General features: G+C 64.0%; 25 protein-coding genes and 1 pseudogene. 22 read left to right on the plus strand and 4 right to left on the minus strand.

The features are described from left to right. The first annotated feature begins 51 nt into the window (after positions 1 to 51). From A7D17_RS09370 to A7D17_RS09380, 3 genes are read left to right on the plus strand one after another with little or no spacing between them, the layout of a single operon-like run. Entirely contained in the window at positions 52 to 291 is a 240-nt protein-coding gene (locus A7D17_RS09370) for a hypothetical protein (protein WP_064508828.1), read from the plus strand. Beyond that, entirely contained in the window at positions 281 to 526 is a 246-nt protein-coding gene (locus tag A7D17_RS09375) for a hypothetical protein (protein ID WP_064508829.1), read from the plus strand. Before A7D17_RS09370 ends, A7D17_RS09375 begins: the two co-directional genes overlap by 11 nt. Continuing rightward, positions 527 to 709 carry a hypothetical protein gene (locus A7D17_RS09380; RefSeq protein WP_064508830.1) on the plus strand — a complete coding sequence of 61 codons (183 nt, stop codon included), beginning with the start codon at positions 527 to 529 and terminating at the stop codon, positions 707 to 709. On the opposite strand, the gene A7D17_RS09385 is transcribed toward A7D17_RS09380, so the two are convergent. Then, positions 687 to 965, minus strand: coding sequence for a hypothetical protein (locus tag A7D17_RS09385; RefSeq protein WP_064508831.1), 279 nt, complete (start codon positions 963 to 965; stop codon positions 687 to 689). The genes A7D17_RS09380 and A7D17_RS09385 overlap by 23 nt on opposite strands. A 272-nt stretch (positions 966 to 1237) precedes the next feature. Between A7D17_RS09385 and A7D17_RS09390 the strand changes: the two genes are divergently transcribed. From A7D17_RS09390 to A7D17_RS09410, 5 genes and pseudogenes are all read left to right on the plus strand, one after another. After that, on the plus strand, positions 1238 to 1717 hold the full coding sequence (locus A7D17_RS09390) for a phage regulatory CII family protein (RefSeq protein WP_064508916.1): 480 nt from the start codon (positions 1238 to 1240) through the stop codon (positions 1715 to 1717). Further along, positions 1714 to 1905, plus strand: coding sequence for a hypothetical protein (locus A7D17_RS09395; protein WP_064508832.1), 192 nt, complete (start codon positions 1714 to 1716; stop codon positions 1903 to 1905). Before A7D17_RS09390 ends, A7D17_RS09395 begins: the two co-directional genes overlap by 4 nt. Continuing rightward, positions 1902 to 2663, plus strand: a complete 762-nt coding sequence (locus A7D17_RS22760) for a helix-turn-helix domain-containing protein (RefSeq protein WP_082861844.1) — start codon at positions 1902 to 1904, stop codon at positions 2661 to 2663. The genes A7D17_RS09395 and A7D17_RS22760 overlap by 4 nt, the downstream gene beginning before the upstream one ends. 23 nt (positions 2664 to 2686) lie before the next feature. Beyond that, positions 2687 to 4042, plus strand: a pseudogene (gene dnaB / locus A7D17_RS09405) (replicative DNA helicase); the annotation flags it as partial. A gap of 176 nt (positions 4043 to 4218) precedes the next feature. After that, a complete protein-coding gene (locus tag A7D17_RS09410; RefSeq protein WP_239692162.1) occupies positions 4219 to 4692 on the plus strand; it encodes a DUF1367 family protein in 474 nt (157 codons plus the stop codon). A gap of 11 nt (positions 4693 to 4703) precedes the next feature. Here A7D17_RS09410 and A7D17_RS09415 read toward each other — a convergent pair whose 3' ends face one another. Then, positions 4704 to 5279: a hypothetical protein gene (locus tag A7D17_RS09415; RefSeq protein WP_064508836.1), complete on the minus strand. Its 576-nt coding sequence runs from the start codon at positions 5277 to 5279 to the stop codon at positions 4704 to 4706. A gap of 29 nt (positions 5280 to 5308) precedes the next feature. On the opposite strand from A7D17_RS09415, the gene A7D17_RS09420 reads away from it, so the two are divergent. Genes A7D17_RS09420 through A7D17_RS09440 form a run of 6 tightly spaced genes read left to right on the plus strand, consistent with a single transcriptional unit; the run spans position 5309 to position 7426 of the window. Further along, on the plus strand, positions 5309 to 5749 hold the full coding sequence (locus tag A7D17_RS09420) for a hypothetical protein (RefSeq protein WP_064508837.1): 441 nt from the start codon (positions 5309 to 5311) through the stop codon (positions 5747 to 5749). After that, entirely contained in the window at positions 5746 to 5919 is a 174-nt protein-coding gene (locus tag A7D17_RS24580; protein WP_162841727.1) for a hypothetical protein, read from the plus strand. The genes A7D17_RS09420 and A7D17_RS24580 overlap by 4 nt, the downstream gene beginning before the upstream one ends. Then, entirely contained in the window at positions 5916 to 6137 is a 222-nt protein-coding gene (locus tag A7D17_RS09425; protein ID WP_064508838.1) for a hypothetical protein, read from the plus strand. Before A7D17_RS24580 ends, A7D17_RS09425 begins: the two co-directional genes overlap by 4 nt. After that, the gene (locus tag A7D17_RS09430) at positions 6134 to 6655 is read left to right on the plus strand and encodes a RuvC family protein (protein ID WP_064508839.1); all 522 of its coding nucleotides are present in this window, start codon (positions 6134 to 6136) and stop codon (positions 6653 to 6655) included. The genes A7D17_RS09425 and A7D17_RS09430 overlap by 4 nt, the downstream gene beginning before the upstream one ends. Further along, the gene (locus A7D17_RS09435; RefSeq protein WP_064508840.1) at positions 6652 to 6900 is read left to right on the plus strand and encodes a hypothetical protein; all 249 of its coding nucleotides are present in this window, start codon (positions 6652 to 6654) and stop codon (positions 6898 to 6900) included. The genes A7D17_RS09430 and A7D17_RS09435 overlap by 4 nt, the downstream gene beginning before the upstream one ends. Then, positions 6890 to 7426 carry a hypothetical protein gene (locus tag A7D17_RS09440; protein ID WP_064508841.1) on the plus strand — a complete coding sequence of 179 codons (537 nt, stop codon included), beginning with the start codon at positions 6890 to 6892 and terminating at the stop codon, positions 7424 to 7426. Before A7D17_RS09435 ends, A7D17_RS09440 begins: the two co-directional genes overlap by 11 nt. A gap of 538 nt (positions 7427 to 7964) precedes the next feature. On the opposite strand, the gene A7D17_RS09445 is transcribed toward A7D17_RS09440, so the two are convergent. After that, the gene (locus tag A7D17_RS09445) at positions 7965 to 8732 is read right to left on the minus strand and encodes a DUF4145 domain-containing protein (RefSeq protein WP_153041923.1); all 768 of its coding nucleotides are present in this window, start codon (positions 8730 to 8732) and stop codon (positions 7965 to 7967) included. A 92-nt stretch (positions 8733 to 8824) separates the two neighbouring features. On the opposite strand from A7D17_RS09445, the gene A7D17_RS09450 reads away from it, so the two are divergent. From A7D17_RS09450 to A7D17_RS24030, 5 genes are all read left to right on the plus strand, one after another. Beyond that, the gene (locus A7D17_RS09450; protein ID WP_064508843.1) at positions 8825 to 9316 is read left to right on the plus strand and encodes a glycoside hydrolase family 24 protein; all 492 of its coding nucleotides are present in this window, start codon (positions 8825 to 8827) and stop codon (positions 9314 to 9316) included. Then, positions 9316 to 9636, plus strand: coding sequence for a hypothetical protein (locus tag A7D17_RS09455; RefSeq protein ID WP_153041924.1), 321 nt, complete (start codon positions 9316 to 9318; stop codon positions 9634 to 9636). Before A7D17_RS09450 ends, A7D17_RS09455 begins: the two co-directional genes overlap by 1 nt. Next, a complete protein-coding gene (locus A7D17_RS09460; RefSeq protein WP_039439208.1) occupies positions 9633 to 9848 on the plus strand; it encodes a hypothetical protein in 216 nt (71 codons plus the stop codon). Before A7D17_RS09455 ends, A7D17_RS09460 begins: the two co-directional genes overlap by 4 nt. A gap of 3 nt (positions 9849 to 9851) precedes the next feature. Next, positions 9852 to 9983: a hypothetical protein gene (locus A7D17_RS25030; RefSeq protein ID WP_275655080.1), complete on the plus strand. Its 132-nt coding sequence runs from the start codon at positions 9852 to 9854 to the stop codon at positions 9981 to 9983. 217 nt (positions 9984 to 10200) lie between these two features. Further along, positions 10201 to 10692, plus strand: coding sequence for a hypothetical protein (locus A7D17_RS24030; RefSeq protein ID WP_153041925.1), 492 nt, complete (start codon positions 10201 to 10203; stop codon positions 10690 to 10692). Between the two features lie 16 nt (positions 10693 to 10708). Here A7D17_RS24030 and A7D17_RS09470 read toward each other — a convergent pair whose 3' ends face one another. Next, a complete protein-coding gene (locus tag A7D17_RS09470) occupies positions 10709 to 10978 on the minus strand; it encodes a hypothetical protein (protein ID WP_064508846.1) in 270 nt (89 codons plus the stop codon). Between the two features lie 42 nt (positions 10979 to 11020). On the opposite strand from A7D17_RS09470, the gene A7D17_RS09475 reads away from it, so the two are divergent. Genes A7D17_RS09475 through A7D17_RS09485 form a run of 3 tightly spaced genes read left to right on the plus strand, consistent with a single transcriptional unit; the run spans position 11021 to position 14833 of the window. Then, positions 11021 to 11539, plus strand: a complete 519-nt coding sequence (locus tag A7D17_RS09475) for a terminase small subunit (RefSeq protein WP_082861845.1) — start codon at positions 11021 to 11023, stop codon at positions 11537 to 11539. Next, positions 11454 to 13022 carry a phage terminase large subunit gene (gene terL, locus A7D17_RS09480; protein ID WP_239692163.1) on the plus strand — a complete coding sequence of 523 codons (1569 nt, stop codon included), beginning with the start codon at positions 11454 to 11456 and terminating at the stop codon, positions 13020 to 13022. Before A7D17_RS09475 ends, terL begins: the two co-directional genes overlap by 86 nt. Continuing rightward, a complete protein-coding gene (locus A7D17_RS09485; protein ID WP_064508848.1) occupies positions 13022 to 14833 on the plus strand; it encodes an anti-CBASS protein Acb1 family protein in 1812 nt (603 codons plus the stop codon). Before terL ends, A7D17_RS09485 begins: the two co-directional genes overlap by 1 nt.

Genomic DNA, 14833 nt, shown 5'->3' on the forward strand with positions numbered 1-14833 from the left:
AATTGACCAAAAGGTATTGACTGTAAATTACCAAAGAGTAATATTCGGCGCATGGACACTCTGCGCAGCTACCTCACGACCTTGACCCCAGCCGAGCAGGCCGACTACGCCGTTCGCGCTGGCACTTCCATTGGCTATCTCCGCAAGGCGATGAGCAAAGGCCAGCGCTTCGATGGCGGCCTGGTACGCCAGCTGCACGTTCAGAGCCAGGGAGCCGTCTCTCTGACCGAACTGCGGCCCGACATCTGGCCGCCAGCCAACCCCGACGGGGAGGTGGCCGATGCTGCCTGACCGCTTGAATCCTCGGCTGTGGCTGCGCGACTGGCTCAATAAGCCGACGGCGGCAGAAGCCACGGCCGCGTCGTATCGATTCAACGGCCAAGTGCCCATCGCGGCGTACAGCCTCCAAACCATCCGGGACTGCACAGGCAGGATCAGCGTCTGCGGCTTTGGCGTCTCCTGCGACAACGGGCCATTCGTCGTCGGGCCTGATGGCGTTCGCATCCAGCAGCCGGAGGACAAGTAGATGGCCGTCGCCCCGAACTGGTTCCTAATTGCCGGCGCGGCCTGCGGTGTCGCCTCCACCATTGCATGGGTGACGGCGTTGCTGCTCTTCTCCGTGCAGCGCTGGCGCACCCGCCGCCAACGGCGGGCGCTGAAGATCCTTGAGCAACTGGCGCAGACGACTAGCGAGAGCGGCCAGCAATGATCGCTGCGATCCTCTCCCTGACACGCGTTGCGAATTGCTGCGCAATGAAGTGCGTGTCGCCTGTGTGCACCCGCGGATCGTTGCGGGCTATCTCTGCGAAGGCCGCTTCCTCGGTCTCCACGAATTGCTCTGCGGCGGCCAGCACCTTGTCCTTGTCGGGGTGCGTAGCGATCAACGCGCCCACCAGCGCGCTCAGGGCCCGCAGATGCGCCTTGTCCTCGAAAGATGCGTCGAACTTTATTCGGCTCTTGTCCATGTCGCCCTCCTTGTGGGCTGTTCGTGTGGAAACAGCAGCCTACCGCAAGGGGGGCGACGCCTCTCCTGACCATGTCTCAGCCCTTCCGTAACAGCCTGACGACCATCCGGCCGTCGACCCATCGAAGCCCAAACACGTTGCCGCCCACACGCACGATCGTCGTGACGTTTGGGGCCCGTTTCCTCGCTGCTCTGAGCCGTCTCTGTAGTGCGTCCATGGCGCACATCTTGGCCAGGGCGGTCGCCAAATATTACGTTCAGGTACCCAGCCCGATGCACATCGCCGACGCAGCACACAAAACCGTTCTCGACTATCCCGGTGGCAGCGTGGCCCTGGCCACACGCCTCCTCTCTACCAATGACCGCGGCGAAGAGAAGCCGATGTCTGCTGCCGTTCTGCGTAGCAAGGTCAATCCCAATACCCGCACGCACCACCTGACCTTGACCGAGGCCAGCGAGATCATGGGGCTGACGGGCGACCACCGCATCCTGCATGCCCTAGCCGCTGAGCACGGCTACACGGTCGTGCCGACTGATGTTCCCGAAGCAGGTTCGCTCGTCGCCGCGCTGATCGATGCCGGCGAGATCAAGGGGAAGCTGTGCCAGATCATTGGCGACGCATTGGATGACGGCCGCATCACCGCAAATGAAGCACTGGCCATCGGCGGAATCTGCGGCGACCTACAGGCGATTGCAGCGCAGATTGCCCGGCATGCCAGTGCAGCCGTGGATCGGGCGAGGGCGGCGGCATGATCTTGCAGCTGATCGAAGACTGGCGCCGGGAGCGGCGCATCCGTCGCATCGCCTCTGCCATGCGCGCGGCAACCGTGACGGGCAAGCCGAATCTGGCGCGCGCCTATTGGCTGGACATGAAGCGCGAATGCGAAAGCCGCAGCTCCGGCCAGGTGAAGCGCATGGAGCGGGCAGGGCGTTTGGCATGAGCACCCTGATCATGTCCCAGTGCTGGCCGATGCAGATGCCGCCATCGCCCAAAGCGGTGTTGGTGTCGCTCGCCGACAACGCCAACGACCAGGGCCACTGCTGGCCGTCGATTCCGACCATCTGCGATCGCACCTGTCTGAGCGAGCGGACAGTGCACGGCGCTATCCGCTGGTTGGAGTCTGTCGGTCTGGTCACCGCTGACCGCGCTAACGGTCGGCACACACGGTATGTCATCACTCCGGACGCCTATCAACCCCCGCAGCAGCTGCACCCCCGCAGTGGCTGCACCCCCGCAGCAGCTGCGGTGGAACCCCCGCAAAATTTGCACAAACCACCGCAAATGCCGCAGTCACCCCCGCAGCAGCTGCGGTCTAACCGTAAAGAACCAATAAGCAACAAGAGCGAAGCATCCGCCAGTGCTCCGCCGAGGCCGCGCATGCAGACCTTCGACAGCTGGAACACCTCGCTTGGCGACGAGGATGCGATCCGTGCTAACGACCCGGTTTTCGCCTGGGCGGAAAAAGCAGCAATCCCCGAGGAGTTCATCGAGCTGGCGTGGTTGTCGTTCGCGGACCGCTACAGCGGAGACCCCAAGCGCTATGCCGACTGGCGTGCAGTCTTCCGAAACGCGGTGCGCGGCAACTGGCAGAAGATCTGGTTCCTGCATCCGGCGACCGGCTACACGCTGACCACTATCGGCGAGCAGTACCGCCGTGTGCGCGACGCTGAGGCGCAAGCAGGGCAGGTGGCTGCATGAGCATGCACGACGACATCGAGCGCATGGCCGCCGAATACGGCGCAGAGCGCGGCGACCGCGCCGATCAGCTCCAGCACCTACGCGTGCCGCCGCATAGCGTTGAAGCCGAACAGGCGGTTCTTGGTGGCCTGATGCTGGTCAACCGCGCTTGGGACGACATTGCCGACCTGGTCGAAGAAGGCGACTTCTACCGCCGCGACCACATGCTGATTTTCCGAGCCATCCGCGAGATGGCCATCGCACAGCCGCGCCGTCCATTCGACGTGGTCACGATGGGCGATTGGTTCGAGGCGCAGGGCTTGCTGGAGCAGGTGGGCGATGGCGCTTACCTAATCGAGCTGTCGAGTACCACGCCGTCGGCGGCGAACATCCGCGCGTATGCGGAGATCGTTGCGGACAAGGCGCGGTTGCGTCGCCTGATCGAGGTCGGTACCGACATCGCCAATGCCGGTTTCAACCCAGAAGGCCAGAGCAGCATCGAGCTGATTGGCAGCGCGCAGTCGCGCATCGGTTCGCTGATGGACAGCCAGCCGTGCGAGTTGGAATCCGTCGCGCCGGTGATGGATCGCGTGTTCGAACGCCTGGGCGAACGCTCACGCGACGGGGGCGGAATCCATGGCATTACCACCAGCATCGACGAGCTCGACACGTTGCTGGGCGGCCTGAAGCCGGGCGGCCTGTACGTGCTGGCGGCGCGCCCGAAGATGGGAAAAACCACGCTGGCGCAGAACATCGCCGAGCACGTCGCGCTGCATCTGCGCAAAGCTGTCGCGGTCTTCAGTTTCGAGATGCAGGCCGAGGAACTGGGCGACCGCATGCTGGCGTCGGTCGGCGGCATCGACGGCAACCGGATCCGCTCCGGTGACCTGGACGACATCGACTGGACGAACGTCACGGCGGCCATGCGCAAGCTGCGGGCGGCAGAGATCTTCGTCAGCCGCCCGCGCCGCGCCCGCGTCGAGCACGTCAGCTCGCAGGCACGCCGGCAGCACGCCCGCAAGCCGCTGGGCCTGATCGTCATCGACTACCTGCAGCTGATGGAGATCCAGGGCGACAACCGCGCCAATGGCGTGGGCGACATCAGCCGCGGCCTGAAGCTGCTCGCCGGTGAGCTGGGCGTGCCGGTGCTGTTGCTATCGCAGCTCAATCGCAAGTTGGAGGACCGCCCGGACAAGCGCCCGCAGCCTGCGGATCTGCGCGACTCCGGATCGATCGAGCAGGACGCCGATGCGGTGATCTTCATCTACCGCGACGAGGTGTACCACCGCGATAGCCGCTGGAAGGGCACGGCCGAGCTGCTGGTTCCGCTACAGCGCAGTGGACCGCCTGGCGAGGTGCGCGTGCTCTACATGCCGGAGCGCTTCAAGTTCCAGAACCTGCCCGAGTACTGGGAGCCGGCGCCGATCGAAAGTGACGACGGCAAGCCGGTCCCGCGCTCGCGCGGCTTCCGCAACCTCAAGCCGCGCACGCCGCGCAAGGACGTTGACGCATGACCATGACCAAAGCTGCAAAGAAGGTGCGGGCCAAACGCGCTGCGCGCCCGATCTACCTGGTGGTGCGCAAGCTGATCGACCCCGATACCGGTGAGCTGGTCGGCGCGCTGGTGCCGGCCAACCAGATCGATAGCCGGCTGCTGCGTGAGCGCCGCTTCAACGTCGGCCGCGAGATCCGCGCGGAGTTGAAGCAGCCGCGTAACCCGGCATTCCATCGCATGGTGCATGCGCTCGGGCATCTGCTGGTGGACGGCATCGAGGGCTTTGAGACGCTGACCGCGCATGACGCGATCAAGCGTGTGCAGACAGAGGCGGGCGTGTTCTGCGAGCCGTTCGAGATCGACCTGGGGCCGCTGGGCAAGGCGTCTGTCGCGCAGCCGCGCTCCATCGCATTCGACGAGATGGACGAGGGTGAATTCGGAGAGTTCTTCCGCGGCATCTGCGATCACATCGACAAGCGGTACCTGCCTGGACTGACGGACATGCTGCGCGCCGAGTATCTGCTGATGGCGGGTGAGCAAAGGAGGGCCGCCTGATGGCCGCCCCCTCAGACACCATGGACTTCCCGAAGCTTGGAAATAGCACGTGCCGCCGCATCTCTCGCTGCATCGAGATGCTCTTCAACGCTTGGGACGGGCTCTGGAATCGGGTACGCCTTGCCGTGCTCGTCGACATACTCCCCGCCGTACCGCCAATGGGCATCTTGCGTGTTTACAGCGTCGATAAGCCTGTTTGTGGCGACTATGGCGATGTGAATTGGTCGTGCGGCCTCGCCCAGAATGTGAAGGTCGACGAGACGCTCGGTCAGTGCGTCAGGAAGAACCAAGGCCACTCCTTCACCTTGGACGAACCTGACAGGCGACTCTTGCCACTGCCCTGCCGCTTGGGAAAGAGTTCCTCGGAGATTTTCCAACGCTGGTTCCAAGACGAACGCCAGACTGCTGGCACGGTAGGCGTTCTCTCTTTCGATCCGACGCCGCTCCTTCTTGGCGATGCTTGCAGGGATCCAAACCGCCACGAATATGGCCAGGACCGAGCCCGCTGCTTGCCACCATGCCGCCCACACCTCCGGCTTCATGCACGGTGCGCCGAGGATCCAGGGGCAGTAGGTTGGGTCGGCCATGGCAGTCCTTTTAGGCTTGGATCTGCATCGTGCCGCGCGGCTGGCAGGCAGGCAAGCGCAAGGGTTCAAAGCTGATGCGCCGCGCCATCAGAACCGCCAACAGGGCAGAGCAGGCCTACCAGGATGCCGCACGCGCACTCGGCTGCGTCGTCTGCCGCTGGCGCATCGCCGCCGGCCTGCAGCGCGCCATCCTGTGCGGCCACACCCAGATTCACCACCGCAACCTCGGCGACCTGCACGGCCAGAAGCAGATCGGCCAGCACGCAGTCGTCGCGCTCGGCGCCTGGCACCACGACGGCGACCAGATGCCCGGCATGACCCGCGACCGCATGCGCGAGGTCTTCGGTCCCAGTTTCAAGCACCACGCCCGCGAGTTCCGCGCCTGGACGTTCGATGTCCTGGGCGGCCGCGGCACTGAAGCGTGGCAGGACTACCAGGACCAACTACTCAACATCACGAGGGCAGCATGAATCAGCAGCAATACGAGAACGCCCGGCTCGCCGGCTACCGCGCACGTCAGGCCAGCAAGAAGCGCGACGACTCACCGAAGTACGCCATGGGCGAAGAGGGTGCGCTGCTCCGCGAGGCGTGGCGCGAGGGCTGGGACGAAGCCGATGCAGAGCGGAGGAAGGCGGCATGACGACTAGGCCGATCCGGTTCGAGGGCAAGGTTTTTGCCAGCGCCGCCGAGTTCTCGCGAGCCTATCCGGCTTATGCGCGCTGCCTGGACGCAATCCGCGACGGCGCCGAGACGATTGCCGAGGTGGAGCGGCGCGTCGCCGCCGGCAAGAAGAAGGCGATCGCCAGTACACGCGAGCGGGCGCAGCAGGCCTATGCGCTGAAGGCAGGTGCACGATGACGTTGCGCGTGGTGTTCGGAATTGACCCCGGCATGTCCGGCGCCGTGGCCGCGCTGCTCGATGGTGAGGCCGGCCCGATCCTCGACATGCCGACGATGACGGTCGGCAAGAAGCAGGAAGTGGATGCGCGTGCGATTGCGGTCTTCATCCGCGAGATCCGCAGCCAGCATCCCGGCGCCGTTTTCGCCGGCTGCGTGGAGCGGGTGCGCGCGATGCCGCCGAAGGATGGCAGGCAGGCCGGCGCGCAGTCGTCGATGAACTTTGGCGAGAGCTACGCCAAGGCGAAGGCGGTGCTCGAGGTGATGGGCATCCCCTTCAGTCTGGCCGAGCCGCAGAGCTGGAAGCGCCATTTTGGGCTGATCGGTCAGGACAAGGACGCTTCGCGGCAGCTGGCGATCCGCCGGTTTCCGTCCGCCGCGTCGCAGCTGCAGCGCAAGAAGGACGACGGCCGCGCCGAGGCGCTGCTGCTGGCGCTGTGGCATGAGCAGAAGCAACAGCCGGGAGCCCTCGCTGCATGACGCTCAACCCGACCAACCTGAGCCGGCCGGAGGCGTATTACGAAAAACTGCTGCGGAAGCGATACGCCGCAGCAGTTCGCAAGCGCGGGCTATGCGCCTTCTGCAGCTGCCGGGATCGGACGCTGGGGATCGTCCACTGCAAGGGCAACGAGGGCCGGCAGATGGGGATGTGCCAGGACGACGGCAGGCTGCCGCAGTTCCGGCTGGATGATGAAACGTTGGAGGAATTTCGCCATGCGGCGTAATGAGGATCCGCTGCTTAATGAGCTGCGCCGCTGGGGATATGCCCACGCAAACCGGTATACCCTCAGCCGCGCCGACCGCAGTCGGCATGTGTTGGAGAACGCCAAGGATTACGCGCCGAAGACCGTGGAGCAGGCGTTCTGCGAGCTGGTCGAGCGGGACGGGCGCCAGCGCCGACGCTTCATGGCAGAGCAGGCTGGACTGAAAGGGCTGGGCGAGATCCCTGCATGGGCCGTCGACCCGATCCGCGCGCGAAACGACGCCGATCGGCCGCACGACAATCCGGAGGTCGCCATCGATATCGGTATCCCCGACGACCTTCGTTGGATCGACCGGGCGCTAGCGTCAATGAGCAGGCAGTTCCCGCTGCGTGTGATGGTGGTGCGCACCGAGTTCACCGTGGCGGCGAGCCAGGCCGTCAAGGCGCGGATGGTGGCAGAGCAGTACGGCGGCACTTTTTCGGTATGGCAGTACCGACGGGAGCTGCAGCGCGGGATAGACTTCATGGGCGGCAGGATCGCCGCGTAATTGCGAGATAAGAAAATGTCAGCCAGCAGCGAGGAAATTGCACGCGATATCGTGGTCGCGGCCATCGCGAACCGTACAACGGTTTGGAATGGACAAGAATTGGCCCAGCTATACAGTCAAGTTCTCAAGGCGGTTGGTGAAGCCGCCCGCGCTGAAAGCGACGCTCACAGAGCGCACTACGCAGTGCGTTAAGGGGCTTGACATGTTGCACACTCAAATGACCTAATTCTGCAACTGTCAAAAGTTCCCTCTGAAACCCGGCCCAGCGCCGGGTTTTCGCGTTTCTGGGGTCCAAATACCGACCGCTGCCGGCGTGCCAGGTCCTCGTCGAGAAGCGAGGCGCTGCGCGCCGGGATCGCGCACGGGCCGGCGATATGACGCCGCCCACCCATCCGCCGGTGGCGGTCGGTACCTATCGGAGATCACTGCCGCGATCTGCCCAGCTGGGCGGGACCAGCGCGGCGCAGCGGACCTGCTGAAGGGACAGGACCACCGCGGCGGTGCTCACCGTTTTTCAATGCCCGCATCCCAGACCGGATCAACCCTCGTGCCTAGCCGGCAGCGGGGCGGGCGCCTTTTTTTCTACCAGGGCAGCCTTGCCATCTCGTTTCGCAATCGCGTCCCGCGCACCTTCTGGGAGTAATTCGTACATGGCTTGCAGCTGAGCTGGAGCGGCAATTCGATCTTGGACGATGAAATTAATCATCTCGAACATCGTCATAGCCATCTCAGGCGCATCGTCCAAATTGATTGTGCCCGGATGTACTGAGTTGTTTCCAACGACGCGGCAGTAATCTAGTGCCTGCTGAACAAGCACGGGGAGTCCTTCCTTAACTAGCGCTTTGATATCACTTTCGATGTGCTTGCCGGGTTGGCCTAGATCGACCATTAGCAATTGCACTGCCAGCCTAAGCAAAGCAGCAGCGCCGCGAGGGGATCGATCGAAAATCGCGACAGCTTCGTCGTAGACGGCGCGTACCGCTTCTGGAGTGCTTTCGTTGGCAGGAGGGGCAGTCGTTTCCTGAGGCATAAGCAAGTATCCATTGGCGGTGTCTTGTTGCCACCAATAGGAGTAATCACCGCAGTGGGCGCATTTCGATGTCCAGACCCGAGTTAAATCCCCCGTATGTATGTCGTGCGGAAGGCGAGTGAACTTTTGCAGCGCATAGACGGTGCAGCGGGCGCAGTGGAAGCTCCTTTCTCTAAACTTCGGTGGATAGTGTTTTGCCATTGAAATTTCTTCTTTAGTCGAATTCTGCCAAAGATACTTTTGCCCGGGCTTATAAACAAATGCTCGTAGGTCCACTCGGCAATCGGACTCAGGCGTGGATTTTATTCAATTGTTGCGCTAGCAGGCGCGCGGCTCCGTTTTGAAGGGGCTTTTCTTTGGAGACAGCGATGGCGGTCATCACGCCCGAACAAGCTGGTGGCCGCAATGTCGTGGCCTTTTTGGACATGCTCGCGTGGTCGGAGGGCACCGACAACGGTCGGCAGCCGACAAAGGACCGTGGCTATGACGTTCTGGTAGGGGGCGGCCTGTTCCAGGGCTACGCAGACCACCCACGTGTGCTGGTGCCCTTGCCCAAGCTCCGCATCTCGTCCACTGCCGCCGGCAGGTACCAGCTGCTGCGCCGCTACTACGACGCATACAGCAAGTCGCTTCGGCTGCCGGACTTCTCGCCACTGAGCCAGGACAAAATCGCGCTGCAGCAGATCCGTGAGCGCAAGGCGCTGCCGCTGATCCAGGCCGGCAATATTCGCGAGGCGATCGAGCGCGTGTCCAACATCTGGGCCAGCCTGCCGGGCGCCGGATACGGCCAGCATGAGCACAAGCTGGACAACCTGCTGGCGGCGTACACGCGCGCCGGCGGAAAGCTGGTGCAAAGCTGATGCCGTCCAAAGCGAAGCCGGTCGTTCCGGCAATAAATCAGCTGCAGGGCGTGCTGTCGGTGCTGGACAACCGCACCAAGCGGCCCACCGCCGAGCTGCTGGGCACGATTCGAGAGATGGTCGGCGACGCCATTGCGGTGCTTCAGGAGCCGGATCCGCTGCGCAAGCGCATCGGCTTCGTTCTGCTGGCCGTGCAGCAGTCGACGCACGTGAGCGTGCGGGACATCAATGGCAAGCGCATCACGCGCGTGACCGTAGTCGATCAGCCCCTCTATCACTGGGCGCTCGAGGAGATCCATAGCCTGGCTGGTGTGCGATGACCTTCGCCACCCGAAACGCAGGCGCGGGCCGGATCGGTATCGCGATCCTGATCCTGTTCCTCTACGGAATGGCAATGGCGGCCCTGGTTGGCATCTCCATCCCGCAGTCCAACCGGGACGCCTTCGCGCTGCTGCTGGGCGGTCTCAATACCGCGCTCGGCGGAGTCGTCGGCTACTTCTTCAACATTTCCCGCCGTCAGGCCGGCGGTTGATACATGGCCGACCACTGGGACCGCGGCTTGCCGCCTCAACGCGATCCACCCGGTTGGCTGATCGCCACCTTGTGCGGCCTGCTGCTGGCCGCGCTGGCCTTGATCTGGATCACCTACACCAACACGAGGATTTGAACATGCGCATTCGGGTGAATGGCTCAACTTCGCACTGGCGCGACGGAGTGCCAGTGCAGCACGGCCCGCAGACCTGGCCTTGGTGGCGGTTGCTGAGCTTGTCGCTTCTCCGCCTTGAGGTGCACCGGCCCACCACGGGTTATCGCCTTTGGGTCTACACCCGCTGGGGCGCGTTGTACGGCGATGTCGTCTTTGATCGGCGCAAGCAGGCAGCAGCGTGAACCGCACAGCGATCGCCATCATCGCCGCGCTCGTGTGGTCGGCCGCCATGGTCGGCGCCGGCTGGGCCTGGCGCGGTGATAAGGCCGAGGCGGCCACCAGCGAGCAGAAGGCGGGCGCAGCGCTGGGCGCCCTAGCCGGTGAGCAGGCCGCCCGGGCCACTGAACACCAACAGGCCGGAGCAGTGCAGCAAGCCAGTGACCAAGCCACTACCCGAGAGGATAAGATCGATGCTGACTACGACGCGCGCATTGCGGCTGCTGTTGCTGGCCGTGACTCCGAGCTTGGCCGGGTTCGGCGGATGTGGGCAGGTTGTGAAACCGACCGTCTGTCCGGCAGTGCCGCCGCTGCCGCAGAAGCTGCTGAACAAGACCGACTACGCGGGGCAAGTGCGGCGCGAGTTGTACGAGCCTGCGAGCTCGCGCAATCCGAGCGCGACGAAGCCATTGATCGATACGGAGCCGTCCAATCCTCACCCGCTGTGAAGTGATTGCAGCTGCAGGTGATCAGTGGCCGGCGCGCTTCAACTCATCGCGTAGGAACGGGACTGTTCCCTTGTTGGGGTCCACAGCCTTCTGGCAGGCCATGAAATTGGCGTTTGCCAGCTCTATGGTTTCCATTGAGGAATAGTCCGCGGTGTAGATGTCTTCTATGCAATTGACCTGCTGCTTTGCATGTTTGCCTGTCTGCCACAGGTATCCAAGGTAAGAGGTTGGCACGCTAAACAGCAGGCCAAATGCTATGAACCAAGCACGGTATTTCAGAGGTATATCCATGGCCGGTTATCGGCATGGCTCACCATTTCTTGAAGTGTTCTCATGAGCTCACCACGTACTTCAAGTGGGCGCGAGTCCGCTGGCTTTCGCTCGACGCGCGCGAAAAACGCTTTGTCACCCAGACAGCAGCGGTTCGTTGCTGAGTATCTGAAAGATCAGAACGCTGCGCAGGCGGCAATCCGCACTGGCTACAGCGAGAAGACAGCCAAGCAGCAGGGCTCGCGCCTATTGACTGTCCCCGCCATTGCCGCAGCCGTCCGGGCGGGGCAGAAGCGCGTGGCCGCCAAGGCCGAGGTGACCGTCGACAGCCTGATGGCTGAGCTCGAGCAGGCGCGCCGCATGGCGCTGAAGGAGAAGCAGCCGAGCGCCGCAGTCACCGCGACCATGGGCAAGGGCAAGCTCGCCGGGCTGTTGGTCGAGAAGCGGCACCACACCGGGGCGATCGGCACCTACGACCTGAGCAAGATCACTGACGATGAACTCGACCGCCTTGAAAAGATCCTCGGTCCGCTTGCCGACGCTGGCGGAGATCCGAGCGGAGAAGGCGAGGCGAGCAGCTGACCGCGAGCGTCAGCGTATTGCCGAGGACGTCGAAGGCATTAGGGCGCGCTCGCAGTCGCTTGAGGGCTTCATTCGCGAGCACTGGCGAGTGCTGGAGCCGACCAGGCCGCTCAAGATCGGTTGGGCGCTGCGGGCGATGTGCCAGCACCTCGAGGCAGTTACCGAAGGGCGCATCCAGTTCCTGCTGATCACCGTGCCGCCGGGCATGATGAAGTCGCTGGTGCTGGTGTTCTGGACGGCGTGGGAGTGGGGGCCGTGCGGTCGCCCTGACCTGCAGACGCTGGCCACCTCCTACAGCCAGCCGAACGTCCTGCGCGACAACCTCAAGCTGCGGCGCCTCATCGACAGCGCTCAGTACCAGGCCGCCTGGCCGATGAAGCTGCGCGGCGACCAGAACGCCAAGGGCAAGTTCGAGAACACCGGCAACGGCTTCAGCGAGGCTCGCCCCTTCAGCTCGATGACCGGCGGCCGCGGCGACCGGGTCAAGGTCGACGATCCGCACTCGACTGAAACCGCTGAGAGCGACGCCGAGCGCAAGACCGCAGTCCGCATTTTCCGCGAGGGCATCACCGACCGCCTCAACGACATCACGTCGTCGGCCATGGTCATCATCATGCAGCGCCTGCACCAGCGGGACATTGCCGCGGTGGCGATGGAGCTGGATCTGGGATTCGTCCACCTCAACCTCCCGATGGAGTTCGAGGAGGAGCGCACAGACAAGGATGGGAAGAAGACGGGCGGGCCGTGCCGCACCTACATCGACGGCGAGCTGTTCTTCGAGGATCCGCGCACGCAGGAGGGCGAGCTGCTGTTTCCGGAGCGCTTCCCGCGCGCCGAGGTCGATCGACTGAAGCGCGCGAAAGGCAGCTACGCCTACGCCGGCCAGTATCAGCAGCGGCCGACGCCGCGCGATGGCGGCACGTTCAAGCGGGAATGGTTCGAGGTTGTAGAAGCAGCGCCGGCTATCTCGGCGGCGCGCAAGGTTCGGCGCTGGGACTTTGCGGCGACCGATCCGAAGGAGAAGACCAGCAGCGACCCGGACTACACGGTCGGCCTGCTGCTGGGGGAGGTCGCCGGCATCTACTACGTGCTCGATGTCGTCCGTGACCAGGTGTCGCCCGCCGGCGTGGAGCGGATGCTGACGAACACAGCCCGGCAGGACGGTAGGACGATCAAGGTGCGCATCCCGCAGGATCCCGGAGCCGCCGGCAAGTCCAATGCCGCGCACCAGATCAAGCTGCTGGCCGGCTGGGACGTCAAGGCAGCGCTCGAATCCGGATCGAAGGAGGTCCGCGCAACGCCGGTGGAAGCACAGGCCGAGGCCGGAAACATCAAGCTGGTGAATGGCCCGTGGGTGGCCGCCTTCCTCGAAGAGATCGCCGAGTTCCCCAACGCCAAACACGACGACCAGGTGGACGCGCTCTCCGGCGCATTTGCTGAGCTGGTCACCGGCAGCACCTACAACCTTGGAAACGCACTCTGATGGGCAAGCTCGCACAATTGAAGGACGGGCTGGTCAATCTCGTGGCCAACCTTGGCACTGGGCGCGACAAGGCGGTGCACAGCCACTACGCGCTCGCGCCGCTGAGTGATTTGGATGCCAGCAACGCCTACCGAGGCACGTGGCTCGCTCGCAAGATCATCGACATCCCTGCGCTCGACGGCTGCCGCAACTGGCGGACGTGGAATGCCGATCAGACTCAGATCAGCGACCTCGAGGCGGAGGAGAAGCGCCTTGGCCTGCAGGTGAAGCTGCTGGAAGCGCACACCAAGGCGCGGCTGTTCGGTGGCGCTGCGATCTACATCGGCACCGGCGACGCAGATCCCAGCAAGCCGTTGGATCCGGCGCGTGTGACGAAGCAGGGCATCAAGCACCTCAACGTGCTGCCCAAGCGCATCTTGACCGCAGGCGAGCTGGATCGCGGCGCTGAGTCGCCAACGTTCGGCCGTCCTGCGTTCTACACGCTTACCTCAGCCCGCGCCGGCCAGGTCGAGATTCATCCCTCGCGGCTGGTCATCCTGCACGGTGCCCATCGGCCAGATCCGGATATCGATCATGGTGACGGCTGGGGCGACTCGGTCCTGATGGCGATCAGCGACGCGGTAAAGCAGGCGGACGGTACGAGCGCCAACATCGCCAGCCTGGTATTCGAGGCGAAGGTCGATGTGCTGAACATCCCGAACCTCATGTCGCAGCTGGCAGATCCAGCGTATGAGGCGCAGCTGCTCCAGCGGCTTCAGCTCGCAGCGATGGCCAAGGGCATCAACGGCATGCTGGTGCTGGATGGGGAGGAGACGTACACGCAGAAGTCGGCGTCCTTCGGCGGATTGGTCGACGTGATGCTCGCGTTCCTGCAGCAGGTGTCGGGCGCAGCTGACATCCCCATGACCCGCCTGATGAGCCAGGCGCCAGCCGGCTTGAATGCCACGGGCGACAATGACATCCGGAACTACTACGACCGCATCAAGTCTGGTCAGGAGCTGATCTACACGCCGGCCATGTCGGTGCTGGATGAGTGCCTGATCTACTCGGCACTCGGCAGCCGACCGAAGGACGTGTTCTACACCTGGCGCAGCCTGTGGCAGACCAGCGACACCGAGCGCGCCACCAACGGCAAGACCACGGCCGACACGATCAAGACCCTCGCCGACACCAAGCTCATTCCCGACGAGGTGCTGGCCGAGGTGGCGGTGAACATGCTGACCGAGGCGGGCGTGGCGCCTGGCCTGGAATCGGCGATGGACGACTTCACCAAGGCGAACCCGGACTGGCAGGAGGATCAGGACGAGGACGAGCGCGCAGCCGCCGCTCTGGCTGCGACGCAGCGCAACCAGGGCGGCCAACTGACCGACGCGGAGCCTCGCTCACTGTATGTGCGCCGGGACGTGCTCAACGCGGCGGAGATCGAAGCCTGGGCACGGGAGCAGGGCATCACGGACGTCGCCGACGACCTGCACGTGACGGTGGCCTATTCGCGCCAGCGTTTCGACTGGATCAAGGCGGGCAACGCGAGTGAGTGGAGCAGCGATAGCAGCGGTGAGCTGATCATTCCGCGCGGTGGCCCGCGTGCCATCGAGCCATTGGGCGGTATGTCGGCGGTGATCCTGTTCGCGTCCACGCAGCTCGCTTGGCGCCATGAGGAGATCGTCCGGGCAGGCGCCTCGCACGACTTCCCGGACTACACCCCGCACATCAGCCTGACCAAGGCGCCCATCGACCTGTCGAAGGTTGAGCCTTACCGCGGCCGCATCGTGCTGGGCCCGGAAATCTTCGACGAGCTCCGCGAGGACTGA

It is taken from the genome of Xanthomonas floridensis (assembly GCF_001642575.1).
Taxonomy (GTDB): domain Bacteria; phylum Pseudomonadota; class Gammaproteobacteria; order Xanthomonadales; family Xanthomonadaceae; genus Xanthomonas; species Xanthomonas floridensis.

Bases quoted from the DNA above. Each gene is read 5' to 3' on its own strand.
- A7D17_RS09470 (WP_064508846.1), bottom strand. From the start codon at position 10,978: ATGGATATACCTCTGAAATACCGTGCTTGGTTCATAGCATTTGGCCTG.
- terL (WP_239692163.1), top strand. From the start codon at position 11,454: ATGAACTCGACCGCCTTGAAAAGATCCTCGGTCCGCTTGCCGACGCTG.
- A7D17_RS09485 (WP_064508848.1), top strand. From the start codon at position 13,022: ATGGGCAAGCTCGCACAATTGAAGGACGGGCTGGTCAATCTCGTGGCC.
- A7D17_RS25030 (WP_275655080.1), top strand. From the start codon at position 9,852: ATGGCCGACCACTGGGACCGCGGCTTGCCGCCTCAACGCGATCCACCC.
- A7D17_RS09455 (WP_153041924.1), top strand. From the start codon at position 9,316: ATGCCGTCCAAAGCGAAGCCGGTCGTTCCGGCAATAAATCAGCTGCAG.
- A7D17_RS09375 (WP_064508829.1), top strand. From the start codon at position 281: ATGCTGCCTGACCGCTTGAATCCTCGGCTGTGGCTGCGCGACTGGCTC.
- A7D17_RS09390 (WP_064508916.1), top strand. From the start codon at position 1,238: ATGCACATCGCCGACGCAGCACACAAAACCGTTCTCGACTATCCCGGT.
- A7D17_RS09370 (WP_064508828.1), top strand. From the start codon at position 52: ATGGACACTCTGCGCAGCTACCTCACGACCTTGACCCCAGCCGAGCAG.
- A7D17_RS09415 (WP_064508836.1), bottom strand. From the start codon at position 5,279: ATGGCCGACCCAACCTACTGCCCCTGGATCCTCGGCGCACCGTGCATG.
- A7D17_RS24580 (WP_162841727.1), top strand. From the start codon at position 5,746: ATGAATCAGCAGCAATACGAGAACGCCCGGCTCGCCGGCTACCGCGCA.
- A7D17_RS09475 (WP_082861845.1), top strand. From the start codon at position 11,021: ATGAGCTCACCACGTACTTCAAGTGGGCGCGAGTCCGCTGGCTTTCGC.
- A7D17_RS09395 (WP_064508832.1), top strand. From the start codon at position 1,714: ATGATCTTGCAGCTGATCGAAGACTGGCGCCGGGAGCGGCGCATCCGT.
- A7D17_RS09460 (WP_039439208.1), top strand. From the start codon at position 9,633: ATGACCTTCGCCACCCGAAACGCAGGCGCGGGCCGGATCGGTATCGCG.
- A7D17_RS09430 (WP_064508839.1), top strand. From the start codon at position 6,134: ATGACGTTGCGCGTGGTGTTCGGAATTGACCCCGGCATGTCCGGCGCC.
- A7D17_RS09380 (WP_064508830.1), top strand. From the start codon at position 527: ATGGCCGTCGCCCCGAACTGGTTCCTAATTGCCGGCGCGGCCTGCGGT.
- A7D17_RS22760 (WP_082861844.1), top strand. From the start codon at position 1,902: ATGAGCACCCTGATCATGTCCCAGTGCTGGCCGATGCAGATGCCGCCA.
- A7D17_RS09440 (WP_064508841.1), top strand. From the start codon at position 6,890: ATGCGGCGTAATGAGGATCCGCTGCTTAATGAGCTGCGCCGCTGGGGA.
- A7D17_RS09385 (WP_064508831.1), bottom strand. From the start codon at position 965: ATGGACAAGAGCCGAATAAAGTTCGACGCATCTTTCGAGGACAAGGCG.
- A7D17_RS09450 (WP_064508843.1), top strand. From the start codon at position 8,825: ATGGCGGTCATCACGCCCGAACAAGCTGGTGGCCGCAATGTCGTGGCC.
- A7D17_RS09425 (WP_064508838.1), top strand. From the start codon at position 5,916: ATGACGACTAGGCCGATCCGGTTCGAGGGCAAGGTTTTTGCCAGCGCC.
- A7D17_RS09435 (WP_064508840.1), top strand. From the start codon at position 6,652: ATGACGCTCAACCCGACCAACCTGAGCCGGCCGGAGGCGTATTACGAA.